Genomic DNA, 25,717 nt, shown 5'->3' with positions numbered 1-25,717 from the left:
CACCACCGAACCGGCCGCTGGCCCACGCCCGCACCTTCGCTGTGCTGCGCGATGTGGGTCTGCCACCGCTACGCCGACCGCCGGCTGATCCGTCACCGCCGCGCCGACCGCTGGCTGATCTGTCACCACCGAACCGGCCGCTGGCCCACGCCCGCACCTTCGCTGTGCTGCGCGATGTGGGTCTGCCACCGCTACGCCGACCGCCGGCTGATCCGTCACTGCCGCGTCGACCACTGGCTGATCCGTCACCACCGAACCGGCCGCTGGCCCACGGCCGCACCTTCGCTGTGCTGCGCGGTGTGAGTCTGCCACCGCTACGCCGACCGCCTGTGGATCGGTCGGCCTTGAGCCGGCCTCGGGTGGATCTGTCACCGTCGGGCTGATCAGTTCGGCATCCGGCGGTGCCTTGCTGATCCGTGAGGGGTCGGCTGCCGGCGGCGGAGTCGGCATTGGCTGATCGGGCGCTGCGGGAATGGGTGGTGGATCGGGTCGGGATCCTTGTAATCGGCGTAATCGGGTGGCTTGGCGGCGCTTTAGGCCCCATGCTCGGTGGCGCTCGTGGTCGCGGCGGAAATTGTCGGCTATTGGGGAATAGGACTTTGATCTGGTGCGGTCTCGCATCGCGGTTATCTGGGCTCTGGTGAACAGTCCCTGTTGCGTCATACATTGATTGTCCCCGCGCCCGGAGCCGCCCCGTCAGCGTTTGATCTCGTCTTGTTCGGCGGATGGCGCTGAATGCGGTTCGGGGAAACCGTAAACGGAAAAGGGGGCTCAGGATTTGAGCAGCCAGGTCAGCAGCATCGTCACCAGGATCAGGGCGCCGGCTGCCAGGGTCACCACGGCCACCAGGGCGGAGACTTCGGACTCGGAGCGTTCGGGTCTTGCGCCGGGGGCTGTCCAGTCTTCGACGGCTGACCATACGCGGGCGCCTGCCAGTCGCATCCGGCGCTTCCAGACGCGGGGAGCGCGGGGGGAACCGAAGCGCGGCGATCCGGAGCGGGGCGAACCCGAGCGAGGCGGACCGGAGCGGGGCGAACCAGAGCGGGGCGAACCAGAGCGGGGAGAGCCCAAGCGGGGAGAGCCCGAGCCGGGCGGACCTGAACCGGGTGGACCGGAGGGGGGCGGACCGGAGCGGGCGGGGGTCACTGGTTGTCCACTCCGGACATTCGACGCACCTCCACGCACCGCCTCACTCGACCGGTCAACGACCGATGTGCGGATCAGTGATGCGGGGTGACGTACGCCGCTGGGACAATCCCCTGAGGGAACGGCAGAGGGGATCGGATGCCTGACGTGCGGGAGGCCGCGAAACTCCTGGAGAACGCCGCCCGGGTGGTGGTCTTCACCGGGGCGGGGATCTCGGCGGAGAGCGGGGTGCCCACATTCCGCGACGCGCTCACCGGATTGTGGGAACGGTACGACGCTCAGTCGCTCGCCACCCCGCAGGCGTTCCGGGACGACCCCGAGCTGGTCTGGGGCTGGTACGAGTGGCGCCGCCTCAAGGTCAGCAGCGTCCGCCCGAACCCCGGTCACCTCGCCGTGGCCGCCGTCGAGGCCCGCATCCGGGACACCACGGTGATCACGCAGAACGTCGATGACCTGCACGAACGCGCCGGCTCCAAGAATCCGGTCCACCTGCACGGAAGCCTGTTCGCGCCCCGATGCTCCGAGTGCGGCGCGAGCGCGGACCCGCCGGCAGAAGAGGACGAGCCCGGCGAGGGACGCCGTATGCCGCCGCCTCCGTGCGTACGATGCAAGGGGTTGATTCGTCCCGGTGTGGTGTGGTTCGGCGAAGCGCTGCCGGAGACGGCCCTCGAAGCAGCGGCCCGTGCCGTGTCCGATTGTGATGTGCTGCTGACGATCGGCACGTCGGGACTGGTCTATCCGGCCGCCGAGATCCCCCGGCTGGCCGCGCGGGCCGGCGCCGCCGTCGTCCAGGTCAATCCGCAGCCCACCCCGATGGATTCGGTGGCCCTGGTCAACCTGCGTGGCAGCGCCGCCCGCGTCCTCCCCGAGCTGGTGAACCTGGCGTGGCCCGACGCGATGAGCGAGACCTAGGAGACCGCCGTCACCGGCCGCGAGTCGAGACCGGATTCGTTCATCGCGAAGGCCGACAGCCGGGACCGGGATCGTTCATCACGCGTAATGCCGGTAGACCGGCCTCGCCACACACGCCGGCTTCGACGAGCCCTCCACCTCGACGGTGAAGTCGAAGGTGCTCTGCACGCCGTTGCCGGCGACCTCCTCGACGCTGACCACCGTGGCGGACAGCCGGATCCGCGCGCCGACCCGCACCGGGCTCGGGAAGCGGACCTTCTCCAGGCCGTAGTTCACCCCCATCGTGATCCCCTCGACCTGGAGCAGCGCGCCGAAAAGCGGGATGACCAGCGACAACGTGAGGTATCCGTGGGCGATCGGACCGCCGAACGGGCCGGCCTTCGCACGCTCCACGTCGACGTGGATCCACTGGTGGTCACCGGTGGCGTCGGCGAACGTGTTCACCCGCTCCTGGGTGATCTCCAGCCACTCCGAGTAGCCGAGGTCCTTGCCGACGAGCGACTTGAGGCCGTCGAGTCCGCTGACGGTGGTGGTCATTCTCAGTCTCCTTGCGAAGAAGGCGGGAGCGAACGTGTCCGATACCAGGGTATGGGGGAATCGGGCCGGTCGATGTGGACGGACCGCGGCCCATCGCCGCGGGAGTGTCCGGCCGGCGACGATGGGCCACAGCCGGACCGAGCCTCACATCCCGGGCGGTCCGAGCACCACCGCGCAAATCGCCGGTCCACCGGACTCCGCTCGGCCACACTTCTGCCGATCGGGAAGGCATGGGCACGGCGCCGCTGCGGCACCTGTGGTGGATCTACCTGATCGTCGCGTCGGCGGCCGCCGTCGCGTACGTCGCCGTCCCCCTCAACGCCGCCACCCGCTGGATCTACGTGGCGGTGAACTGCACCGCGCCGATCGCCACCTGGTACGGCACGACCCGCTGGTCGCCGCAGCGCCGGAGCGGCTGGCTCGTGATCATCTCCGGTCTGGTCCTCTCCGGGTTCGGCGACGTGCAGTTCGCCGGCTACACGGCCCGCGGCATGCAGGCGCCGTTCCCGTCCGCCGCCGACGTGCTCTACCTGCTCGGGCACGTCGCGATCGCGGCCGGCGTGGCGATGCTGGCGGCCCGGGCCGGGCGCACCGCGTTCATCGACTCGGCGGTCATCCTCACCCCGCTGGCCGTCGTCGCCTGGATCCTGGTGATCGGGCCGATGCGTACGTCCGGCGGCTCCTTCGCCGCGGAGTTCGTGGCGGTCGCCGCGCCGGCGAGCACCCTCGTGGTGGTGTACTGCGCGCTCGCCCTGGCCCTCGGCGTCGAGCTGCGCACACCCGCGGTCCGCGCCCTGCTGCTCGGCCTGATCGCCTGGTTCGTGTCGGACGCCCTCTACACCCATCGGAGCCTCTCCGGCACGTACGCCGAGGGCGGGCCGATCGACCTCGGCTGGATGGCGATGCCGATCCTGATCGCCACGGCCGGCCTGCACCCGTCGATGGTCACCACGACGCCCCGGCGGTCGGCGGTCACGATGCTCACCGTGCCGCGGGCCGTCACGCTCTTCGGAGCCGCGCTGGTGCAGCCGATCGTGCAGCTGTTCGGGAAGCCGGGAGAGCCTGCGCCGGACGACACCCCGCTCGTCCTCGGCTCGGTGATCTCCGTGTCGCTGGTCGCGGTCCGGCTGATCGCGCCGATCCACGAGCTGGCCCGGCGGGCCGGCCACGACCCGCTCACCGGGCTGGTCAACCGCAGCCTGCTGATGGACCGGCTCGGCCTCGCGCTGAGCTCACTGCCGGCCGGGGACCACCGCCGGGACCCAGCCGATAAAACCGGACAGAATAACCATCGACAAGCGCGAGTAGCGCTGCTCTTCTGCGACCTCGACCACTTCAAGACGGTCAACGACAGCCTCGGCCACGACGCCGGCGACCAGCTGCTCGTCGCGATCGCCGGGCGGATGCGGGAGACGGTCCGGGGCGGGGACGTGGTGTGCCGGCTGGGCGGGGACGAGTTCGTGATCCTGATGCCGGCCGTCTCCGACGAGGAGGCCTCGGAGGTCGCCGGCCGGGTCGCCGCGGCGCTCGCCGAGCCGCTGCGCCTCGCCGACGGCAGCGAGTTCTTCGCCTCGCTGTCGATCGGGTTGCGGACCACCGGGGACGTCACGGCCGACCCGGAGGCGCTGCTGCAGGACGCCGACACCGCGATGTACCAGGCCAAGGCGGCGGGGCGGGGCCGGATGGTCCGCTTCGACGTGCGGAGCCGGGCCGACGCCGCCCAGCGCCTGCGCCGGGACGCCGACTTCCGGCGGGCGCTGCACCACCCGGGCGAGCTGTTCTGCCTCTACCAGCCGGTCTTCCGCGTCGACGACGGCACCCTCAGCTCGGTGGAGGCCCTGGCCCGCTGGCAGCACCCGGACGACGGGCTGCTGCTGCCGGCCGCGTTCGTCGGCGTGGCCGAGGCGACCGGGACGGTGGCCCAGCTCTTCGCCGCCGTTCTGGAGCAGTCCCTGCACGAGCAGCGCGCCTGGTACAACAGCACCGGCCGGTGGATCCCGATCGCCGTGAACCTCTCCCCGCGCCAGCTGGAGGCCACCACGGCCGACGCGGTCCTGGCCGCCCTGAGCCACGCCGGCACCCCGGCGTCCGCCCTCACCCTCGAGCTGACCGAGACCGGCCTGGCCGACCCGGCCACCGTCGACGCGGCTCTCGGCCCGCTGCGCCGGGCGGGGGTGAAGCTGGCCGTCGACGACTTCGGCACCGGCTACTCGTCGATGGCCCGGGTCGCCGACCACGGCTGGGACATCGTCAAGATCGACCAGACCTTCGTGTCCGGCATCGCTGGTGACCCGGCTCGCCGGTCGCTCGCCGACGCGATGGTGGGGATGGCGCACGCCCTGGGGATGGTCTCGGTCGCCGAGGGCGTCGAGGACGCCGCCGACCTGGCGGTCCTGCGGGAGCTGGGCTGCGAGTACGCGCAGGGCTTCCTCCTGGCCCACCCCTCCGACGCGGCGGCGGTCCTCGACCTGATCCCCCGGAGAGCCGGCGACAGACCCGACCGGGTGGCCTGAGCACGGCGGCGCGGAAATGGGTGGCGCCGCCGAGCAGGGAACGGTTGGGTGGAGGGCGCGGAGCCGCCGGGGACGGCGGCGGGTCGCGCCGGGCGGAGATGGCCGCAGGTGTGGTGCGCCACGGGACCGCCGCTGATGCGGTCGGTGCGGTGTGGTTCGTACAAGAGAAGGTTCTTGAAAAAGAGACCGAGGACACTTCCGATACGAGACCGTTCCGTTTTGCGCGGCCGCGCGTTAGCTTGCATTGAGATACGGAACGGTTCCGTTTCGCAAAGGTTTCGGGGGAACGTTTCACGTGGAGACCCAACAACAAGGGCACCCCAGGCGCTGGGCCATCCTCGGCGTGCTGGTGATCAGCCTGCTCGTCGTCGTGCTCGACAACACCGTGCTCAACGTCGCGATGCGCACGATCGCCGACCCGCAGGCCGGCCTCGGCGCCAGCCAGAGCGAGCTCGAATGGGCGATCAACTCCTACACGCTCGTGTTCGCCGGGCTGCTGTTCACCGCCGGCATCCTCGCCGACCGGCTGGGCCGCCGGCTGAGCCTCACCTTCGGACTGATCGTCTTCGGCCTCGCCAGCCTGTTCTCGGCATACGCCACCACGCCCGACATGCTGATCGCGGCCCGCGCCGTGATGGGTCTGGGCGCCGCGTTCGTCATGCCGGCCACCCTCTCGATCATCGCGAACGTCTTCGACCCGAAGGAGCGCCCGCGCGCCATCGGCGTCTGGGCCGGCGCGGTCGGCCTGGCCGTGGCGATCGGCCCGGTGCTCGGCGGCGTGCTGCTCGAGCACTTCTGGTGGGGCTCGGTCTTCCTGATCAACGTGCCGATCGTCGTGGTCGGCGTGGCGCTCGTGATGATCCTCGTCCCGGAGTCGAAGGACCCCAGGCCCAACAGCATCGACGTCGTCGGCGTCCTGCTCTCGATCGTCGGCCTCACGCTGATCACCTACGGCGTGATCAAGGGTGGCGAGGACGGCTTCGGCGAGCCGCTCGCCTGGGGCACGCTCGTCGCCGGCATCGTGGTCATGGCGGCGTTCATCCTCTACGAGCGCCGGATCACCTTCCCCTCGCTCGACGTGCGGCTCTTCACGAACCGGCAGTTCAGCGCGTCCACCGGCATCATCGGCCTGGTCTTCTTCGCGGCCATGGGCTCGATGTTCTTCGGCGCGTTCTACCTGCAGATGGTCCGCGGCTACGGCCCGCTCGCCAGCGGCGCGCTGTTCGTGCCGTTCGCCCTCGGTCAGATGATCTTCGCGCCGCTGAGCTCCACCATGGTCAAGCGGTTCGGCCCGAAGGCGGTCAGCACGGTCGGCCTGATCCTGGTCGCCGGCGCGCTCGCCATCTGGGTGTTCATCGGCGCCGAGACCCCGATCTGGATCGTCGCTGTCACGTTCTTCGTGCAGGGCGTCGGCATGGCGAACGTGATGCCGCCGGCCACCGAGGCGATCATGTCGGCGCTGCCGCGGGAGAAGGCCGGGGTCGGCTCGGCGGTCAGCAACACGATCCGCCAGCTCGGCGGCGCGCTCGGCGTCGCGGTCCTCGGCGCGGTCGTCTCCTCGGTCTACCGCGACCACCTGGAGGCGCCGGCCGGTCTGCCGGACGCCGCCGCCGACCTGGCCCGCGAGTCGATCGCCGGCGCCTACGCGGTCGCCGGCCAGGCCGGGCCCGCCGCGCCCGCGCTGCTGTCCGGCGCGAATGACGCATTCGTCACGGCGATGCACTACGCCTCGGTCGGCTCGACCGTGTTCGCCCTGCTCGGGGCGCTGGTCGCCGCCCTCTGGCTTCCCGGCCGCAAGCAGGAGAGCCGACCTGAGGCGTTGCAAGAAGACCGCACGCTGGTCGACGCGTGAACCCCCGGTAACAATGAACACCATGACCACCAGCACCGACGCCGGCCAGGAGCGTAAGGCTCCTGGCCGGCCCCGCAGCGCCCAGGCCGACGAGGCCATCCTCGACGCGGTGCTGGCGTTACTCAGCGAGGGGCAGAGCGCGGCCGCCGTCTCGATCGAGGCGGTGGCCGCGAAGGCCGGCGTCGGCAAGGCCACCATCTACCGCCGCTGGCCGAACAAGGAAGCGCTCTTCGGCGACGCGGTCCGCGCCATGAAGGGCCCGCTGCCGGAGCTCGCCGGCGAGTCGGTCCGCGAGGATCTGATCGCGCTGATCACGGCGAACCGCTCGCCGAACGCCCAGCGGAACGGCAAGGTCACCGCCTGCCTGCTGCCCGAGCTGATCAAGGACGAGGAGCTCGGGCGGATGCACCGGGCGATCGTCGAGCCGCGCCGCGAGGTGATGCGCGAGGTGCTGCGCCGCGGCGTCCGGAGCGGCGAGCTGCGGGCCGACCTCGACGTCGAGATGACGGCGCTGATGCTCTCCGCCCCTTCGATGATCCAGTCGATGCTGCGCCTGCAGGACCTGGTTCCCGACGAGGGCTTCGCCGAGAAACTGGTCGACTCGGTTCTCCGGGGAGCCCACGCCTAAGGATCAAGAGCCTGCCGGGTACGAGGGACCGGCCGTGATCCTTACTGATTCGCCAGCGAAAATGGTTCATTTACGTTGCAATCGGTGCATGAGAGATGACCCGTCCGAATCCGCACAGGCTCGGACCGAGGTTCGGGCGGCGCTGCACGCGTGGCGGGACAGCCTCGTCGACCTCGGCGACACGAACCGGCTGATCAACTTCCCGACCGACCATCCGGACCTCGTCGAGATCGTCGGGCCGGAGCCCGCGACCGTGGTGGGCCTGCTGCACCGCGGCGGCGAGTGTCACCTGGCCGGCACCGGCGGCGACCAGCAGCGCTACGCCGGCGACGACGAGGTGCTGCGGACCGAGATGCCGGAGCTGGCGCTCGACGCGGCGCTGCGCCGGATGCTGAAGAAGGCCCGCCAGGAGTACCTCGACCGCGGCGTGTCCGTGCTGCACCTCGTGCTCGGCCTGCTGCGCTGGCGGGACGAGGAGGAGAACCCGTTCGCCAGCCCGATCATGCTGCTGCCGGTGGAGCTGGTCACGTCCGGCCCCGGCGACCCGCCCCGGCTGCGGCTGCGCGACGACGAGGCCGTGATGAACCCGGCCCTCGCGATCCGTCTGCGCCGCCTCGGCATGGAGCCGCCGGCGCCGGAAAGCCACGCCGAACCGGACGTCGCGGCGATCTGGTCCGGCCTGCAGGGCGCCGTGTCCCGGCGCCGGGGCTGGCACGTGGAGCGGACCGTGCTGCTCTCCTGCCTCACCTTCCACAAGGAGGCGATCTACCGCGACCTGCTGGTCAACGAGGACCGCATCCTGTCGCACCCGGTCGTGCAGGCGCTCGCCACCACCAGCGGCAGGCAGGCCGGCACGTTCCGGTTCGCGCCGGTCCCGCCCGCCGTGGTGGACCGGGTGGCCCCGCCCGAGCACGTGCCGCTGGTGCTGGACGCCGACGCCTCGCAGCGGGCCTGCATCGCGGCGGCGGTGGCCGGCCACAGCTTCGTGATGGACGGCCCGCCCGGCACCGGCAAGTCGCAGACGATCGCCAACATGATCGGCGGCCTGCTGCACGCCGGGAAGCGCGTCCTCTTCGTCTCGGAAAAGGCCGCGGCGCTCGACGTCGTGCACCACCGGCTCGTCGAAGCAGGCCTCGACCGGTACGTCCTCGAGCTGCACGGTCACAAGGCCGGCCGCAAGGAGGTGGCGACCGCCCTCGCCGCCGCGCTGGACGACGGACCGGCCCGGCTCGACGGCCCGGAGCAGGCCGACCGGCGCGGCACCCGGGAGCGGCGGGAGCAGCTCAGCGCGTACGCCACCGCGATGAACGAGGTCCGCACCCCGCTCGGCCGCAGCCTGCACCACGTGCTCGGGATCTGCGCCCGGCTGGAGGAGGCGCCGGCCGCGCCGGTCCCGGTGATCCAGCCGGAGTCGGTGACGCCGGAGTCGGTCCGCCGGGTCATGCAGGCGGTCGGGCAGCTCGCCACGTCGTGGCGCACCGTGGTGGCCCGCGACGAGCTGCCCTGGCGGGACGTGATCCGGCGGGAACCGCTCGACCCGGCGCTCTCCGCCGCCGAGCGGGCGCTCGCCGGGCTGACCCGGGCCGTGCAGGCCGACCGGGCGCCGGTGGAGGCGTTCGGGCTGAACGGCACCGAGGACGCCGCCCGGCTGGCCCGGCTCGCGGCGCACGCCGGTGAGCGGCCGGCGCAGGTCCGCGACGAGTGGCTGACGGCGCCGGCGCTGGACGGCGTACGGCAGGCCGCCGAGGCGCTGGGCCGGGACCTCACCACGGTCCGGGCCGCCCGGGAGGCCGCCACCCGGCGGGCCGGCGCGGCCTGGTCGGCGCTGCCGGACCCGGCGGCCCTGCCGGTCGTGCCGGACCTGTCCGGCCTGGTGCCGCCGGTGCCCGACCTGGGTCCGCTCACCGCGGCCGAGGCGGACCGGCAGGCGAAGACGTGCCTCGAGGCGGCCGACACCCTGGAGCGGCACCGGGCCGTCATCGACCGGGTCACCGCGCGGATGGGCCTGCCGAACGCCGTGAAGGTGGCCGACATCGAGCGGGTCGCCACCATCGCCGAGCTGGGCCGCGGCCCGCACCGGCCGGAGCCGTTCTGGTTCGGTCCCGGCGTGGCCGGCACCGTCGCGGCCGGGGCGCAGGCGCTGCGCCGGGCCCTGGAGAACCTGGTCGCCGCGGAGATGCGGGCCCGGCCGTTCTTCTCCGAGGCGATCCTGACCCAGCCGGTCGAGGAGCTGTCCGACCGGTTCGCCCGGGTGCACCGGGGCTGGCGCAAGATGCTCGGCGCGTACCGGCACGACCGGCGGATCATCGCGGCGTTCGTGCAGCCCACCGCCGCGGTGCGGGACGCGCTGCCCCGGCTGGAGACGGCGGTGGCCTGGCAGCGGGCCCGGCAGGACCTGACCGCGGCGGAGTCGGCGTACGGCGCCGCGCTCGGCCGGTACTGGCAGGGGCCGGGGACCGACTTCGCGGCGATCGACGAGGCGCTCGGCGTCGTCGAGACGGCGCTGCGGGCCGCCCCGCCGGCGTCGGTGCAGGCGGTGGCCGCGTACGTCTGCGCGCCCGAGCCGGACCCGGAGCTGATCCGGCTCGCCACCGACGCCCGCGACGCGGTCTCGGCGAAGAAGACCGACCTGTTCCAGAGCCCGATCGACACGGCCCTCGCGTGGCTGCGGACGAACGCGACGGCGCTCGCCGCGGTGGCCGCCGTGGTGCACGCCTACGACGTGGCGACCGGCCGCACCCTGGACCACGCCGAGGTGCAGCGGCTCGCGGCGCTGCGCCGGGAGGTCGCCGAGGCGGAGGCGTCGATCGCCGGCAACGCGGCGGCGTACACCGAGGCGTTCGGGGACGCGTTCCGCGGCGGCGAGACCGACGAGGCGGCGCTGGCGGCCGCGGTGAACTGGGCCGCCACCACGCGCAGCCTGCTCACCGGCGCCGAGCAGCCGCTCACCCCGGCCCAGGCGAAGGCGCTGCGCGAGCTGCGCCCGGTGTCCGGCCTGGACCGGCTGGCGCGGGAGTGGGCGCAGGCCCGGGAGGCGGTGCTCGACGCGTTCGGCACCGGCCGCCGCACCGAGTTGGAGGCCGAGCTCGGCGACCACGAGCGGGCTCGGCGGTTCCTCCAGCGGATCCGCGGCGACGCGGACGGCCAGGAGGAGTGGTTCTCCGCGCTGGACGCCCGCGCCGTGCTCAGCGGGCACGGCCTGGACGGGGTCGTGGAGTTCTGCGCCGACCGCCGGCTCGACGCCGAGCAGGTGCAGCCGGCCGTGGAGCGGGCGCTCTACCGGGCCTGGGCGGACGCGGTGATCCAGGCCGACCACCGGCTGCGGCCGTGGCGCTCGGCCGACCGGGACCGGCTGGTCGCCGAGTTCCGGGCGCTGGACGGCCGGCTGGCCGCCGCCGCGGTGGCCGACATCGCCGAGTCGGTCGCCTCCCGGCGTCCGGACGGCGACAGCCCGGCCGCCGACCTGCTGCGCCGCGAGGCCATGAAGGCGAGCCGGCACCTGCCGGTCCGGGAGCTCATCGGCCAGGCCCGGGAGCTGGTCCTCGGGCTGCGGCCGTGCTTCCTGATGTCGCCGCTCACGGTCAGCCAGTCGCTGCCCGCGGACATCCGGTTCGACGTGATCATCTTCGACGAGGCCTCCCAGGTCACCCCGGCCGACGCGATCAACTGCATCTACCGGGGCGCCGCGCTGATCACCGCGGGCGACGACCGGCAGCTGCCGCCGACGTCGTTCTTCGACCGGGCCCTCGGCGCCGGCGAGGAGCCGGAGCAGGAGCTCGCGGTCCTCGACTTCGAGTCGGTGCTGGAGCTGGCGAAGGGCTGCGGCGCGTTCGCGAGCCTCGGCCTGAACTGGCACTACCGCAGCCGGCACGAGGCGCTCATCGCGTTCTCGAACCACGCGTTCTACCAGGGCCGGCTCAGCGTCTTCCCGAGCGCGAACACCGGCGGCCCGGACACCGGTGTGGCGCTGCTGCCGGCCGGCGGCGTCTACCGGCGCAGCACCGGCCGGGACAACCCGGTCGAGGCGGAGCGGGTGGCCGAGCGGATCGTGCACCACTTCACCACCCGGCCCGGCCTGTCGCTCGGCGTCGTCACCTTCTCGGTGGCGCAGGCCGAGGCGATCGAGCGGGCCGTCGAGGTGGTCGCGCAGGGCCGCCCCGAGCTGGAGCGGATCCTCGACGACGACCGGCTGCACGGCTTCTTCGTGAAGAGCCTCGAAGCGGTGCAGGGCGACGAGCGGGACGTGATGATCTTCTCGATCGGGTACGGCTTCGACGAGGGCGGCAAGATCAGCGCGAACTTCGGGGCGCTGAACCGGCCGAACGGGTGGCGCCGGCTCAACGTGGCGATCACCCGGGCCCGCTACCGGGTCGAGATCGTCACCTCGATCCTGGCCCGGGACGTGCCGGAGACCGACAACGAGGGGGTCCGGCTGCTCGCCTCCTACCTCGACTACGCCGAGCGGGGCCCGGCCGCGCTGGACATCCCGGTGCCCTCCTCGCAGCTGCCGGACGGCGCGGACGGGCCGTTCCAGGAGTCGGTCATCGAGACGCTGCGGTCCTGGGGCTACCCGGTGCAGGCGAACCTCGGCTGGGCCGGCGGCCGGGTCGACCTCGGGGTGCGGCGCCCGGACCGGCCGGAGACCGGATACCTGCTCGGCATCCGGTGCGACGGCAGCGCGTACGGCGGGTGCACCGCGGCCCGGGACCGGGACCGGCTCAGCGAGCAGGTGCTGCTCGGGCTGGGCTGGAACCTGCACCGGATCTGGGCGATCGCCTGGTACCGGGACCGGGCCGGCGAGGAGGCCCGGCTGCGGGCCGCGCTGGAGATGGCCGGCGGTGGCCCGCGGGCCAAGCTCACCGAGCGGCGGAACCTGGTTGCAGTGCCGTCGCCCGCCAGTTCGTGAGATCCCGCAACTGAGTGATCAGCTGTTCCGGATCGGCTCCCGGGTCGATCCGGAACAGCTGCGCCGCTTCCAGGGGCGGCACCGCGACGTGCGAGATCAGCGGGTGGAAGGGCCGCTGGTCGTGCTCGTCCGCGCCGAACAGGGTCTCGTCGAGCTTCTCCCCCGGCCGCAGCCCGGTGTACCGGATCTCCACCGGCCTGTGCGCGAGCTGGACCATCTGCCGGGCCACCTCGGCGATCCGCACCGGCTCGCCCATCTCCAGGACCAGCGCCTCCCCGTCCCGGCCGATCGCGGCCGCCTGGATCACCAGGTGCACGGCCTCCTGGGTGGTCATGAAGTAGCGGGTCACGTCCGGGTGGGTCACGGTGACCGGGCCGCCGTCGGCGATCTGCGCGCTGAACGTCGTGAAGACCGAGCCGCGGCTGCCGAGCACGTTGCCGAACCGGACGCTCAGGAACATGCCGGGCCGCCGGCTCGCGGTCCAGGCGGTGAGCCGCTCGGTGATCCGCTTCGAGTAGCCCAGGACGCTCGTCGGGTCGGCGGCCTTGTCGGTCGAGATGTTGACGAACCGTTCCACCTCGCCGGCCGCGTCGAGGACGTTGAGCGTACCCAGGACGTTGGTCTTGAGGGCCTCGGCCGGGTAGTTCTGGAGCAGCGCGAGGTGCTTGAGCGCGGCGGCGTGGAAGACCACCTCGGGCCGGCGCCTGCGGAAGATCTCCCGGATCCGCTCGCCGTCGCGCAGGTCGGCGAGGATCACCGCGGGGTCGTCCAGCTTGGCCAGCGGGTTGATCGAGAGCTGGACGGCCTGCAGCGCGCTCTCGTCGCGGTCGAGCATCATCAGCTCGGCCGGGTGGAACCGGGAGATCTGCCGGCACAGCTCGGAGCCGATCGAGCCGCCGGCGCCGGTCACCAGCACCCGCTTGCCGGTGAGGTACCCGGCGATGGCGTGCAGGTCGGTCTCGATCTGGTGCCGGCCGAGCAGGTCGGTGACCTGCACGTCGCGGATGTCGCCGACCCCGACCTGGTGGTCCATCAGCTCGCTGGTCGAGGGCACCACCTTGAAGACGGCGCCGGCCTCGACGGCCCGGTCCCGGACCGCGCGGACCAGCTCGGCCTCGGCGTTGGCGACCGCGAAGACCAGCGTGCCGGCGCCGGTGCGGGCCAGCACGGCCGGGATGTCGTCCCGGCCGCCCAGCACCGGCACGCCGAGGATGTGCAGGCGGCGCTTGTCCGGGTCGTCGTCGAGCAGCCCGATCGGCAGGTAACGGCTGTTCGGGTCGTGCAGCATCGAGCGCAGCAGCAGCGCCCCGGCCTCACCGGCGCCGAAGAGCAGCACCGGGATGGCGGTCCGCTGGTCCGGGCGGCGGCGGCGCTGCCGGCGGGCGCGCTGGGCGTAGCGGACCGCGAGCATCAGGACGAGCGCGACCGCGCCGCCGACGAAGGGCGCCGGCGCGGGCACCGGGCGGCGGGAGAAGAGCACGTCGAGCACGAGGAGGACGGCCGCGGTGCCGGCGGCGGTGACCGCGACGGCGCGGACCTCCTCGAAGCTCGCGTACGGATACCGTCCCCGGTACAGGTGCCGGGCGTGGCCGAACGCGAGCTGCAGCACGACCGCGAGGGCCGAGGCCAGCAGGAATCCGGCGAGCCGGCGCCGGTCCAGGTCGGCGCCGTAGCGCATGAGGACCGCGGCGAACAGGCCGGCCACCCAGGCGGCCGCGTCCACGGCCGCCGGGAGGAGCCGGCGGTGACTGCGGGTCCAGGAGCGTAGAGACAACGTCGTCCTCCCAGCAGCAAACAGCCGGTCCCCGCGACGTTATCACCATATTTGCCCGCAAAAGCGGATCTTGCGGATACCCCTTCTTCGGGAGTAACCGGACCCTATCGTGACAATCAGCCAGGGTGACGGGGAGGTCGGACGTGGGCCTGCGCGATTACCTCGGCGTCGCCAAGCGCCACTGGTGGCTCCTGGCGGTCTGGGTTCTCGTCGCGCTCGCCGGCGCCATGGTCGTGAACCTGCGCACCACCCCGGTCTACGCGGCCCGCGTCACGTTCTTCTTCACCGCCCCGATGGCGGCCGCCGCCGAGCTCTACCCGGCCAGCATGTTCAGCTCCAGCCGGCTCGCCACGTACGCCGAACTGCTCACCAGCGACGAGATCGCCGCCCCGCTCGCCGCGCTGCCGGAGGTGGACCTGACCGCCGCGGAGATGGCCGAGCGGATCAGCTCCGAGACGATCGCCGACACGGTCCTGATGGAGGTCACGGTGGAAGACCCGTCCCGGAAGCGGGCCCTGTTCGTGGCGCAGCGGCTCGCCGTGATGTTCAAGGACGCCGTGGAGAAGCTCGAGTGGCAGGAGACCGCGGACACCTCGGCGATCAAGGTCGAGGTGGTGGACGGCCCGCACCTGGAACCCGACCCGGTCGAGCCGCAGCCGCTCAACAACGTCGCCCTCGCCCTGATGGGCGGCCTGATCATGGGCGCCGGGTCGGCCGTGGTCCGGGAGATCGCGGACAGCACCGTCCGCAGCGCCGACACCCTGCGCACGCTCGCCAGCGCGCCGGTCCTGGCCCGGATCCCGCTCGACGGCCGGGTCCCGGCGAAGGCCGGCCCGTTCGTGTCGGCCAGCGACTCGCCGCGGACCGAGGCGCTGCGCCAGGTCCGTACCCTGCTCCAGTCGGCCGCCGCCGAGACCTCCCTCAAGACCCTCGCGGTGACCAGCGCGGTCCCCGGCGAGGGCCGGTCCGCGACCGCGTGCAGCCTGGCGCTGCTCTTCGCCGAGACCGGCCAGCGGGTCCTGGTCGTCGACGCCGAGCTGCGCCGGCCCCGGCTGGCCCGGTTCCTCGGCCGGGAGACCACGACCGGCCTCTCCACCGTGCTCAGCGGCGGCGCCACCGTGGAGCAGGTGATCCAGCCGTGGGGCGCCGGCCTCTGGCTGCTCGCCGGCGGCCAGTCGCCGCCCAACCCGAGCGAGCTGCTCAGCTCGCCGCGGATGACCGAGGTGGTGGACGAGGTGCGCCGCCGCTTCGACGTGGTGATCTTCGACTGCCCGCCGCTGCTGCCGGTCACCGACGGCGAGGTGCTGGCGGCCCGCGCCGACGGGACCGTCCTGGTGGTCCGCTACGCCAAGACCACCGGCGCCGAGGTGACCGGCGCGGTCCGGGCGCTGAACGGGGTGAACGCCACGCTGCTCGGCTGCGTGCTCAACATGGTGCCGCTCAAGGGCCCGGACGCGTTCCCGAGCTTCGACCAGTACGGCGGGACCGAGCCGAAGGCCCGCCGCGGCGGGCGCCGGCGGGCCAACTTCTGGTCCCACCGGGCCGTGGGGGTGGCCGCATGAGCTCCGTCAAGAAGGGCGCGCCGGGAAGTCTCTCGACCGAGGCCGAGCGGCAGGTGCCGGGCCGGATCGCGGAGATCTTCGCGGCCAGCCCGGACGACCTGCCGGTCCGGCTCGCGAACGCGGCCCGCTATCTGCGGCGCGGTCAGGTGACCCGCTTCGCGGCCCTCTACGAGCTGTTCAAGCTGGTTCTGCCGGTGAAGGGCTCGATCGTCGAGTGCGGCGTCTTCCGGGGCGCCAGCTTCATGACGTTCGCCCAGCTCAGTGCGGCCCTGGAACCGACCAACCTGACCCGGCGGATCTACGGATTCGACTCGTTCGGCGGCTTCCCGTCGGTGTCCGAGCAGGACCGGCCGCAGACCACCGAGGCCCGGCCCGGCGACCTCGCCGCGAACAGCTACGACGAGCTGAACCGGCTGCTCGAGGTCTACGACAACGACCGGTTCCTCGGCCACCTGCCGAAGGCCCGGCTGATCAAGGGGGACGTCACCGCGACCGTCCCGGCGTTCGTCGAGGAGAACCCGCACCTCGTGGTGAGCCTGCTCTTCCTCGACCTGGACCTGTACGAGCCGACCGTGGCGGCGCTGCGGCACTTCGTCCCCCGGATGCCGCGCGGCGCCGTGCTCGCCTTCGACGAGCTGGACAACCCGCTCTGGCCCGGCGAGACCTCGGCCGTGCTGGACGAGATCGGGCTGAACCACCTCGAGCTGCGGCGGTTCGAGTTCGATCCGTACATCGGCTACGCGGTGATCCGATGACCTCGGCCGACCTCGCCCGCGCGGTACGGGCCCACGTCCTGCGGATGACCAGCAGCGGCCGCAGCTCGCACGTCGGCTCCGCGCTCTCCTGCGCCGACCTGCTCGCCGTGCTCTACGCCGACGTGCTCCAGGCCGACCCGGAGCACCCGGACTGGCCGGACCGGGACCGCGTGATCATGAGCAAGGGGCACGCCGGCGCGGCCCTCTACGCGGTCCTCGCCGAGCGCGGCTTCTTCGACACCGCGGTGCTGCACCGGCACTACCAGAACGGCTCCTACCTGTCCGGGCACGTGAGCCACGTCGGCATCCCGGGCGTCGAGTTCTCCACCGGCTCGCTCGGCCACGGCCTGCCGGTCGGCGCCGGCCTGGCCTGGCGGGCCCGGCAGACCGGCCGGTCCTGGCGCACCTACGTGCTGCTCGGCGACGGCGAGTGCGACGAGGGCAGCGTCTGGGAGGCGGCCATGTTCGCCGGGCACCACGAGCTGGCGAGCCTCGTCGCGATCGTCGACTACAACCGGATGCAGTCGCTCGGCACCACCGACGAGACGCTGACCCTCGAGCCGTTCGCGGCGAAGTGGCGCGCGTTCGGCTGGGACGTCGCCGAGGTGGACGGGCACGACCACGCCGCGCTGGTCACGGCGCTGCGGGTGCCCCGGACCGCCGAGCCGGGCCGGCCGCGCTGCGTGCTCGCGCACACGGTCAAGGGCAAGGGCGTCTCGTTCATGGAGAACCGGGTGCTCTGGCACTACCGGCACGCGTCCGCCGAGGAGCTCGAGCGGGCCCTGGCCGAGGTGGGCGCGTAGATGAGGAACCGCTTCTTCGCCGGCCTGCTGACCGCCGCGCTCGTCGACCCCGACCTCGTGCTGGTCACCGCCGACCTCGGGTTCGGTGCGGTGGACGAGTTCGCCGCGGCCCGGCCCGGCCAGTTCGTCAACTGCGGGGTGGCCGAGCAGAACATGGCCGGGCTGGCCGCCGGGATCGCGCTCGGCGGCGGGCGGGTCTTCACCTACTCGATCGCGAACTTCCCGACGCTGCGCTGCCTCGAGCAGATCCGCAACGACATCTGCTACCACCACGCCGACGTGACGGTGGTGGCGGTCGGCGGCGGGCTCGCGTACGGGGCGCTCGGCATGTCGCACCACGCCACCGAGGACCTGGCGATCATGCGGGCCCTGCCCGGGATGGCGGTCGCGGCGCCCGGCGACCCGGCCGAGGTGGACGCCGTGCTCGCCGATCTGCTCGCCGGGGGCGGGCCGGCGTACCTGCGGCTCGGCAAGACCGGCGAGCCGGCCGTGCACCGGGCCGGGGTCACGGCGCCGCGCGGGACGTCGATCCTGGCCCGGAGCAGCAGCGAGAGCGAGGTGCTGCTCTGCTCGACCGGCGCCATCCTCGACGAGGTCTGCCGGGCCGCCGAGCGGCTCGACGCGGACGTCCGGTCCTTCCCCTGGCTGGACCCCTTCGACACGGCGGCGGTCCGGGACGCGGCGTCGCGGTACCGGGCGATCGTCACGGTCGAGGAGCACTCGGTCGTGGGCGGCCTGGGCAGCGCGGTCGCCGAGGTGCTCGCCGAGACGGCCGCCGCGGTCCCGCTGCTCCGGATCGCCCTGCCGGCGCAGTCGTCGTCGGTCGTCGGGGATCAGCAGTACCTTCGCGCCGCGTTCGAGCTGGACGCCGAGTCGATCGTCCGGCGCGTCCGCAACCACCTGGAGGCGAACCGTGGACTGGCGAGTCAGATTCGTTGACTACCCCGAGCAGTGGCGGCGGCAGCGGGCCGAGCTGCTGCCGATCATCGAGGACACCATCGCCCGGGGCGACCTCATGCTGCGGCACCAGCTGCACGACTTCGAGGAGCACCTGGCCGCGTTCAACCACTCGGCCCGCGGCGTCGGGGTGAGCAACTGCACCGACGGCCTGCGGCTGCTCGCGCACGCCCTGGACATCGGGCCGGGCGACGAGGTGGTGAGCGTGGCGCACACGTTCATCGCGACGGTCTCGCCGTTCGTGCTGCGCGGCGCGAAGCCGGTCTTCGTCGACATCGGCCCGGACCACCTGATGGACACGTCGCAGCTGGCCGGGGCGATCACCGAGCGGACCAAGGTGATCATCCCGGTGCACCTGAACGGCCGGACCGTCGACATGCACGCGGTCGGCGAGGCCGCCGCGTCGGTGGGCGCCGTGGTCCTGGAGGACGCCGCGCAGGCCCTCGGCGCCACCTTCGACGGCCGGACCGCCGGCACCTTCGGCCTGGCCAGCACGTATTCCTTCTACCCGGCGAAGCTGCTCGGCGCGCTCGGCGACGGCGGCGCCGTGCTCACCGACGACCACGACCTGGCGAACCGGCTGCTGCGGCTGCGCGACCACGGCCGGGTGCAGAAGGCCGAGATCGACGGCTGGGGCTACAACTGCCGGCTCGACAACCTGCAGGCCGCCATCCTCGACTACCGGCTGGCGCGGCTGCCCGGCTGGATCGAGCGCCGCCGGGAGCTGGCCCGCCGCTACGACGAACGGCTCCGGGACGTCGGCGGCCTGCGGATCCCGGTCGGCCCGGACGCCGACCCGCGGCGCCGCGACGTCTACCAGAACTACCCGGTCACCACGGCCGAGCGGGACCGGCTCGCCGAGCACCTGCGCGCCGACGGCATCGAGACCCTGATCTCCTGGCCGATCCCGATGCACCACCAGCGCGGGCTCGGCCTCGAGCACTGGTATCTGCCGCGCACCGAGGAACTCTGCGAGCAGGTGCTGTCGCTGCCGATGCACGTCGAGCTGGAGGACTGGCAGATCGACCACGTGGCGGACAGCGTACGACGATTCTTCGGGGCATGACGTGAACCTCCCCTTCCTCAGCGTCGTCATCCCGTGCTGGAACGAGGCCCGGTTCATCGGCCCGTTCCTCGACTCGGTGCTCGGCAACTCCTACCCGGCGGACCGGATGGAGGTGCTGCTCGTCGACGGGATGAGCGAGGACGGCACCCGGGAGATCGCCCGCCGGTACGCGGTCCGCGACACCCGGCTCGTCCTCGTCGACAACCCGGGGCACAGCAAGCCGGCCGCGCTGAACCTCGGCATCAGGCAGGCCAGGGGCGACGTGATCGTCCGGCTCGACGTGCACGCCGAATACCCGCCGGACTATTTGGAGAACTGCGTCCGCGGCCTGATCGAGCACCCGCAGGCCGACAACGTGGGCGGGGTGCGGGTCTCCCGGGCCCGCGACGACACCCTGCTCGGCCGGGCCATCGCGCTCTCCACGACCAGCGTCTTCGGCGCCGGGAACTCGAAGTACCGGGTCGGCGTGGCCCAGCCGCAGTGGGTCGACACGGTCTTCGGCGGCTGCTACCGCAAGTCGGTCTTCGACCGGATCGGGCTCTTCGACGAGCAGCTCACCCGGGCCCAGGACCGCGAGTTCAACCAGCGGCTGCGCGCCGCCGGCGGCAACATCCTGCTGCTCCCGGAGATCACCTGTACGTACTACGCCCGCAGCGACCTCCGCGAGTTCTGCTCGTGGACCTTCGAGGCCGGATACTGGCCGTTCAAGGCCAGCCGCATGGTGGGCCGCTGGATCGGCTCGTGGCGCAACGTCGTACCGATGGGGTTCGTCGTCGCCCTCGCGGCCGGCGCCGCGGCAGCCCCGGTGAGCCGCACGGCCCGGCGCGCGACCGGCGCGGTGGCCGCCGCCTACGGGCTCACGGCCCTCACCTTCGCGGCCCGGCTCGCCCGCCGGCACCGCGACCCCGGCCTGGCCGCGGCGATGCCGGCGGTCTTCCTCGCCACCCACGTGATCTACGGCGTGGGCTCCCTGAAAGGCGCCCTGGAGCGGAAATGAGCGACGTCCTGCACTACTACCGCGGCCGGGTGGCCCTGCACGCGATCCTCGAGGGGCTCGGGGCCGGGCCGGGCGACGAGATCGTGGTCCAGTCCTACACCTGCGCCGCCGTGGTGGAGCCGCTGCTGCGCCTCGGCGTGCGCCCGGTCTTCGCCGACATCTCCCGGGACACCTTCGGCATCGACCCGGCCGGGCTGGCCGGGCTGCTCACGCCGCGCACCCGGGCGGTGATCGTGCAGCACACGTTCGGGATCCCGGCCCCGATGCCGGAGATCCTCGCGATCGGCCGGACGGCGGGCGTCCCGATCGTCGAGGACTGCGCGCACATGACCCCGGGCACCGTCGCGCGAAGCGGCTCGGTCGCCTCGTTCTGGTCGTTCGAGTGGGGCAAGCCGGTCGTCGCCGGGGTCGGCGGGAGCGCGGTGGTGCACGACGCCGGGCTGGCCGCCGAGATGCGCGCCCGCTACCGCCGGTACACCGCGCCGCCGCCGGCCCGGGAGGCGGTCATGGCGGCCGAGTACCTCGCGTACCGGGTCGCCGCCGGGACCGGGGTGCTCTGGCGGCTGCGCTCGCTCTACCGGCGGCTGGCCGGCCTCGGCATGGTCACCGGTTCCTACTCCCCCGATCCGATGAACAGCCCGGAGTACGGGTGGCGGATGAGCCGGGGCACCCGATGGCGCCTGCCGTCCCGGGTCGCCGCGGGCCGGGCCCGGGCGACCGGCCGCCGCCGGGTCACCGGCCGGGACATCGGCTACGTCCCGCACCGGATCCCGGTGGTGGTCGGCGACAAGGAGCGCGTGCTCCGCGAGGCCGCGCTGGCCGGCGTCGAGGCCGGCGACTGGTTCGCCACGCCGGTGCACCCGCTGGCCGGGGACGACCTCGCGGCGGCCGGATACACCGCGGGCAGCTGTCCGAACGCCGAGTGGGCCGCCGCCCACGTGGTCACCCTCCCGGTACGCCCCGGCACCCGCCCCGCCGACCTGGACCGCGCCCTGTCCCTGCTGGCGAGGATCGAGGCGAAGACCGATGCCTGACCGGTTCAGGATCTCCGGCGGGCCCTTCACCGAGCAGCAGGTCGCCGCGATCGCCCGGATGCACGTCGACGAGGTGCCGGACGGGTTCCTCTCCTCGCTCGGCGAGCCGGTCCTGCGCCTGCTCTACCGGCACGCCGCGGCGAGCCGGCTCAGCGCCGTGCTCCTCGCCGAGGACGCGGACACCGGCGAGCCCCTGGGCTACATCTGCGGAGCGGTGGACACCTCGGCCCTGTTCGCGGAGTTCGCCCGTCGCCGGTGGGCTGCCGCCGTACCCATGATCGTGCCGCGGCTGATGCACCCGGCCCGCGCCTGGCGGATGGTCGAAACGCTCACCTATCCGGCGGCGCCGGAAGGCGCCCTGCCGCGCGCGGAGATCCTCAACTTCGTGGTGCGGCCGGCGATGCGCGGGCGGGGGGTGGCGGCGCGGCTGTTCGAGCATCTGATGCGCTGGTACGCCGATCGCGGCGTGCCGGCCGTCAAGATCGTGACCGGGGAGGAGCAGCGGCGGGCGCACGGCTTCTACGAGAGGGCCGGGAGCGTGCTGCACGGGCGGACCGCGATCCACCGCGGAACACAAAGCCGGATTTATGTCCATAAGCTCGGTGATGCTGATTACGCTCCGAAGATGAGTGACGCACGCTATGACACGGTCAAGCGAGCGATGGACGTCGCGGTCGCCACCGCCGTGCTCACCGTGACCTCGCCGGCCGCGCTGCTGGTGGCCTGGCGGATCAAGCGGGAGGACGGCGGCCCGATCTTCTACAAGGGCACCCGGATCGGCCGCTACGGCAAGCCGTTCGCGATGCTCAAGTTCCGCAGCATGGTGATCGACGCGGCCCGGCTCGGCGGCCCCTCGACGGCCGACGACGACCCGCGGCTCACCGCTGTCGGCCGGACCCTGCGCCGGTGGAAGCTCGACGAGCTGCCGCAGATGTGGAACGTGCTGATCGGCGAGATGAGCCTGGTCGGGCCGCGCCCACAGGTGCCCTCCGACGTGCGGCGCTACACCGCCGAGGAGATGCGGCTGCTGGACGTGCGGCCGGGCGTGACCGACTGGGCGTCGATCGTCTTCCACGACGAGGGGGCGATCCTGGCCGGCCACGAGGACGTCGACCGGGCCTACGACGACCTGATCCGGCCCGGCAAGATCGCGCTCGGCCTCGCCTACGTGGAGAACCGCGGGCTCGGCACCGACCTGAAGATCCTCGGGCTGACCGCGCTCGCCCTGATCGGTTACCGGCGCACCACCGAGCTCTTGCAGCGCGAGGTCCCGCTCGACCTCGCGCACGTGCGGCGTTGAGACTGATCCGGGCGGTCCCCGATGCGGTGCGGCGCGACTACGCCGCCACCCTCCTGGCGCAGTGGTTCGTGCTCGGGATCGGTCTCTTCCTCTTCTACCTCGTCGCTCGCCGTGGTGGCGTGGCCGGCTTCGCCTACTACCAGATCGCCCGCGGGGTGGTGAGCCTCTTCCAGCCGCTCGCGATGATAGGAATGGGTCAGGGCCTCCATCGCTATCTGCCCCGGGCCAGCGCCGGCTCGGAACGGCTCGCTCTCCGCGCCTTCCTCGTCCAGGCGGGCGTCGCGGTCGGGCTCACGCTCCTCGGCATCGCCCTCGGACCCCACCTCAGCTCGCTTCTCGGCCTGCACGGCGGCACCGGCGCGGTCGCCGCCATCATGATCATGCTGGTCGGCAACTGCCTCTGCACGATGGCGGTGGCGGCCCTCCGCGGCACTCACCAGGTGGCCCGCGCGAACACCATCGCCGCGGTCGGTTTCGGTCTCATCCCGGTCCTGGTCTTCTCGCTCGCGGACCGCGTCGAGGACTTCCTGATCCTCCAGGGCGCGGGCATGACGGTGGTGGCGGCGTGGGGGACGCTCACCGTGCGTCATTCCCCGGGCGTCGAGGAGGGCGCCGGCCAGGCGATCCGCCTGCGCTCCCTGATCGCGTACGGGGTGAAGCGCCTCCCCGGCGACCTGGCGCTGCCGGCCCTCTTCACCTATCCCACCTTCGCCGTGGCGGTGGCGTCGCCGGGCGGCCCCGAGGCGGGCTACGTCGGCTTCGCCACCTCGGCCGTCACCCTGATCTGCTCGATCTTCGGAACGCTCACGCCGGTGCTGCTCCCCCGGCTCTCCCGCTTCTTCCACCTGGCCCCCGCGGACGGCGGCGGAACCACCCGGAAGCTGCTGGTCCGGCTGCCGTTCTACGCGGCGCTGCTGGCCGCCGCGGCCACCCTGATCTTCTCGCTCTTCTCCGAGGCGCTGGTCGCCGGCTTCCTCGGCCCGTCGTTCGCCGCGGCCGCGCCCATCCTCCGGCTCGGCGTGCTCTCGGCGATCCCGCTCGCCATGTTCTACGCGGCCCGGCCCACCCTGGACGCCCTGCTCGACCGGCCGGTGATCAGCCGCCTGCTGCTCGGCTGCCTGGTCCTCCAGGTGGCGGTCACCCACCTCGCCGAACTGGTGCTGCCGCCGGCGCACGCCGGGGTGCTGGCGCTCTGCGTCGCCGCGTCGGTGCTCGGATTCCGCTCCGAGCGTCTCGTGGTGCGAGCCCTGTCATGACCACGCTGGGCGATCCCCGGCCGCACCCCGGCGGCGTCGTCGTCCTCGCCTTCGTCGCCACCCTCGCCGGCCGGTTCACGCTGACCCGGCTCGGCCTCGACGTGCCGGTCATCAACGACGTCCGGGTCCTGCTCTACCTGCTGCTGATCATGTGCCTGCTGCTGGAGTCGCACCGGCTCGGCCGGACCGCGGCGGCCGGCGGATACGCGGTCCTGCCCATCTTCGGCCTGCTCGGATACCAGATCCTCTCGGCCTCGTGGGCGCCGTCCAACGCCGTCACCGGGCCGATGATCGGCGACCTGGCCGCCACCGCGTTCCTGATCCTCGTCTACTACTTCCTGGCCCGCTGGGACCGCGACCACATCACCCGGATGACCCTGCACCTCTTCCACGGCGCCGCCTGGATCTACTTCCTCGCCGCGGCGTCCGGGCGCGGCCACGCCTCCAACGGGCGGTGGGCCGCTCTCGGCGGTGGCCCCAACGTCTTCGTACGCATCATGATCCTGGGCTGCATCACCTCGCTCTACCTCTACGTCCGCAGCGGGCAGAAGATCTACTGGCTGGCGCCGATCCCGGCCTTCATGTTCGGCGCCCTCGCCTCCGGCTCCCGCGGCGGCATGGCGGCCCTCGGCATCACCGGCGCCGTCGCGCTCCTCGCGATCCGCCCGAAGCTCCGCTGGAACACGATCGCGAAACCCCTCGGCTTCCTGGTCGTCCTCTCCATCATGGTGGCGCTCACGGCCGGCCCGGTCATCGCCGGCTTCGTCCAGACCCGGTTCGTCGAGGCCACCGTCGGCCAGGGCTACACCTCCGACCGCGACGTGCTCTTCGCCTGGGCGCTCCGGCTCTTCTGGCAAAGACCCCTCTTCGGTACGGGGATCAACGGCTTCCACGCGATCGCCAACCTCGGCGAGGGCGAACGGTACGTCCACAACCTCCCGCTGTCGGTCGCGGCCGAGGGCGGTTTCGTGGGTCTCGCCCTGCTCGGGCTGGCGTGGCTCGGGTTGTGGCACGCCTACATCCGGGCGCCACGCGCCGAACGCAGCCTGGAGGCCCGGGCAGCCTCCTACTGCGGCATCTTCATCGGCGCGAGCTGCCTCTTCTCCGGCGACTACTTCGACGCCCGCATCATGTGGATCATGCTGGTGCTGGCGGCGGTCCGCCCCAGCCGCCCGCCCGGCGTCCCCGCCGACGACAAGATCAGCCATCCCCGGTCCCGGGTACCGACCTGATCCGTGATTCGCTGGTGTCCATGGCCGGGCACCGGGAGACGATCCGACGCCGGCTCGCGGGCGAAGTCGTCGGCGGGTCGGTCGGCATCCTCCTCAGCGGAGGCCCCTTCGACGGCCGGATCCGAATCGTCGAACTCGACCGGGACCAGGCACCTCCGCCGCGATTCCGGGCCCGCGGAGGAGCGGCCGGCCGGACGTGGCACACCTACGAGGCGGTCCGCTCTCCGGCGGCGGCCGCGGGCTGGGTCTATGCCCATGTCGGACCCTCCGAGTGACCGATCGCATCGGGGGGGGTGCGGCTGCGGTCCACGGCTGTGGCGGGTGGCACTGCCGCAGAGATAGCCGGAGAGCAATGGGCTGCAGCCGGCGCGGCGCGGCGCGGCGTGGCTTGGGGTGGCTTGGCTGCACCACAGGGCGACAATTCGGGCGCGAGGGCAGCCCTGCGGTACAGCCGGATGCGGCATGCGGCGGTGATCGTGCCACCCAT

20 protein-coding genes are annotated in these 25,717 nt (G+C 72.7%); 17 read left to right on the top strand and 3 right to left on the bottom strand.

The features are described from left to right. Window positions 1-303: hypothetical protein (locus tag AB0G10_RS27920; protein ID WP_360927802.1), on the top strand; the 303-nt coding region annotated here is incomplete at its 5' end. 468 nt (window positions 304-771) lie between these two features. Here AB0G10_RS27920 and AB0G10_RS27915 read toward each other — a convergent pair. After that, complete coding sequence (locus tag AB0G10_RS27915; protein ID WP_360927799.1) at window positions 772-942, bottom strand: hypothetical protein; 171 nt, start codon at window positions 940-942, stop codon at window positions 772-774. 342 nt (window positions 943-1,284) lie between these two features. Between AB0G10_RS27915 and AB0G10_RS27910 the strand changes: the two genes are divergently transcribed. Beyond that, complete coding sequence (locus AB0G10_RS27910; protein ID WP_360927796.1) at window positions 1,285-2,058, top strand: NAD-dependent deacylase; 774 nt, start codon at window positions 1,285-1,287, stop codon at window positions 2,056-2,058. 78 nt (window positions 2,059-2,136) lie between these two features. Here the strand turns inward: AB0G10_RS27910 and AB0G10_RS27905 are convergent, their stop codons facing one another. After that, window positions 2,137-2,595: a MaoC family dehydratase gene (locus AB0G10_RS27905; RefSeq protein ID WP_360927793.1), complete on the bottom strand. Its 459-nt coding sequence runs from the start codon at window positions 2,593-2,595 to the stop codon at window positions 2,137-2,139. A gap of 230 nt (window positions 2,596-2,825) precedes the next feature. On the opposite strand from AB0G10_RS27905, the gene AB0G10_RS27900 reads away from it, so the two are divergent. From AB0G10_RS27900 to AB0G10_RS27885, 4 genes are all read left to right on the top strand, one after another. Then, window positions 2,826-5,108: a bifunctional diguanylate cyclase/phosphodiesterase gene (locus AB0G10_RS27900; RefSeq protein WP_360927790.1), complete on the top strand. Its 2,283-nt coding sequence runs from the start codon at window positions 2,826-2,828 to the stop codon at window positions 5,106-5,108. Window positions 5,109-5,403: 295 nt separating this feature from the next. Further along, window positions 5,404-6,960 carry an MFS transporter gene (locus AB0G10_RS27895; RefSeq protein WP_360927787.1) on the top strand — a complete coding sequence of 519 codons (1,557 nt, stop codon included), beginning with the start codon at window positions 5,404-5,406 and terminating at the stop codon, window positions 6,958-6,960. Between the two features lie 22 nt (window positions 6,961-6,982). After that, window positions 6,983-7,588 carry a TetR/AcrR family transcriptional regulator gene (locus tag AB0G10_RS27890; RefSeq protein WP_360927784.1) on the top strand — a complete coding sequence of 202 codons (606 nt, stop codon included), beginning with the start codon at window positions 6,983-6,985 and terminating at the stop codon, window positions 7,586-7,588. Between the two features lie 88 nt (window positions 7,589-7,676). Further along, window positions 7,677-12,494, top strand: a complete 4,818-nt coding sequence (locus tag AB0G10_RS27885; RefSeq protein WP_360927782.1) for a DUF4011 domain-containing protein — start codon at window positions 7,677-7,679, stop codon at window positions 12,492-12,494. Here AB0G10_RS27885 and AB0G10_RS27880 read toward each other — a convergent pair. Then, a complete protein-coding gene (locus tag AB0G10_RS27880) occupies window positions 12,445-14,268 on the bottom strand; it encodes a polysaccharide biosynthesis protein (protein ID WP_360927779.1) in 1,824 nt (607 codons plus the stop codon). The genes AB0G10_RS27885 and AB0G10_RS27880 overlap by 50 nt on opposite strands. 143 nt (window positions 14,269-14,411) lie before the next feature. Between AB0G10_RS27880 and AB0G10_RS27875 the strand changes: the two genes are divergently transcribed. The 11 genes from AB0G10_RS27875 to AB0G10_RS27825 are packed head-to-tail and all read left to right on the top strand — an operon-like array spanning window position 14,412 to window position 25,505. Next, the gene (locus AB0G10_RS27875) at window positions 14,412-15,830 is read left to right on the top strand and encodes a polysaccharide biosynthesis tyrosine autokinase (RefSeq protein ID WP_360927776.1); all 1,419 of its coding nucleotides are present in this window, start codon (window positions 14,412-14,414) and stop codon (window positions 15,828-15,830) included. Further along, the gene (locus tag AB0G10_RS27870; RefSeq protein ID WP_360927773.1) at window positions 15,827-16,585 is read left to right on the top strand and encodes a TylF/MycF/NovP-related O-methyltransferase; all 759 of its coding nucleotides are present in this window, start codon (window positions 15,827-15,829) and stop codon (window positions 16,583-16,585) included. The genes AB0G10_RS27875 and AB0G10_RS27870 overlap by 4 nt, the downstream gene beginning before the upstream one ends. Continuing rightward, a complete protein-coding gene (locus AB0G10_RS27865; RefSeq protein WP_360927770.1) occupies window positions 16,582-17,388 on the top strand; it encodes a transketolase in 807 nt (268 codons plus the stop codon). Before AB0G10_RS27870 ends, AB0G10_RS27865 begins: the two co-directional genes overlap by 4 nt. Beyond that, a complete protein-coding gene (locus AB0G10_RS27860; protein WP_360927767.1) occupies window positions 17,389-18,327 on the top strand; it encodes a transketolase C-terminal domain-containing protein in 939 nt (312 codons plus the stop codon). Next, window positions 18,302-19,411: a DegT/DnrJ/EryC1/StrS family aminotransferase gene (locus AB0G10_RS27855; RefSeq protein ID WP_360927765.1), complete on the top strand. Its 1,110-nt coding sequence runs from the start codon at window positions 18,302-18,304 to the stop codon at window positions 19,409-19,411. Before AB0G10_RS27860 ends, AB0G10_RS27855 begins: the two co-directional genes overlap by 26 nt. A 1-nt stretch (window position 19,412) precedes the next feature. Then, a complete protein-coding gene (locus AB0G10_RS27850; protein WP_360927762.1) occupies window positions 19,413-20,408 on the top strand; it encodes a glycosyltransferase family 2 protein in 996 nt (331 codons plus the stop codon). Beyond that, window positions 20,405-21,442 (top strand): DegT/DnrJ/EryC1/StrS family aminotransferase, encoded by a 1,038-nt coding sequence (locus AB0G10_RS27845; RefSeq protein ID WP_360927759.1) that lies wholly within the window; start codon window positions 20,405-20,407, stop codon window positions 21,440-21,442. The genes AB0G10_RS27850 and AB0G10_RS27845 overlap by 4 nt, the downstream gene beginning before the upstream one ends. Continuing rightward, a complete protein-coding gene (locus AB0G10_RS27840) occupies window positions 21,435-22,742 on the top strand; it encodes a GNAT family N-acetyltransferase (protein WP_360927756.1) in 1,308 nt (435 codons plus the stop codon). Before AB0G10_RS27845 ends, AB0G10_RS27840 begins: the two co-directional genes overlap by 8 nt. Then, the gene (locus AB0G10_RS27835) at window positions 22,739-23,998 is read left to right on the top strand and encodes a hypothetical protein (protein ID WP_360927754.1); all 1,260 of its coding nucleotides are present in this window, start codon (window positions 22,739-22,741) and stop codon (window positions 23,996-23,998) included. Before AB0G10_RS27840 ends, AB0G10_RS27835 begins: the two co-directional genes overlap by 4 nt. Next, window positions 23,995-25,230 (top strand): O-antigen ligase family protein, encoded by a 1,236-nt coding sequence (locus AB0G10_RS27830; RefSeq protein WP_360927751.1) that lies wholly within the window; start codon window positions 23,995-23,997, stop codon window positions 25,228-25,230. The genes AB0G10_RS27835 and AB0G10_RS27830 overlap by 4 nt, the downstream gene beginning before the upstream one ends. A gap of 20 nt (window positions 25,231-25,250) precedes the next feature. Beyond that, a complete protein-coding gene (locus tag AB0G10_RS27825; RefSeq protein ID WP_360927748.1) occupies window positions 25,251-25,505 on the top strand; it encodes a hypothetical protein in 255 nt (84 codons plus the stop codon). Window positions 25,506-25,717 lie beyond the last annotated feature (212 nt).

It is taken from the genome of Actinoplanes sp. NPDC023714, from assembly GCF_040639855.1.
In the GTDB taxonomy this organism is placed as follows: Bacteria; Actinomycetota; Actinomycetes; order Mycobacteriales; family Micromonosporaceae; genus Actinoplanes.
Note: the sequence above shows the minus strand (reverse complement) of the source record. Positions and strands in the feature narration are given on the sequence as shown.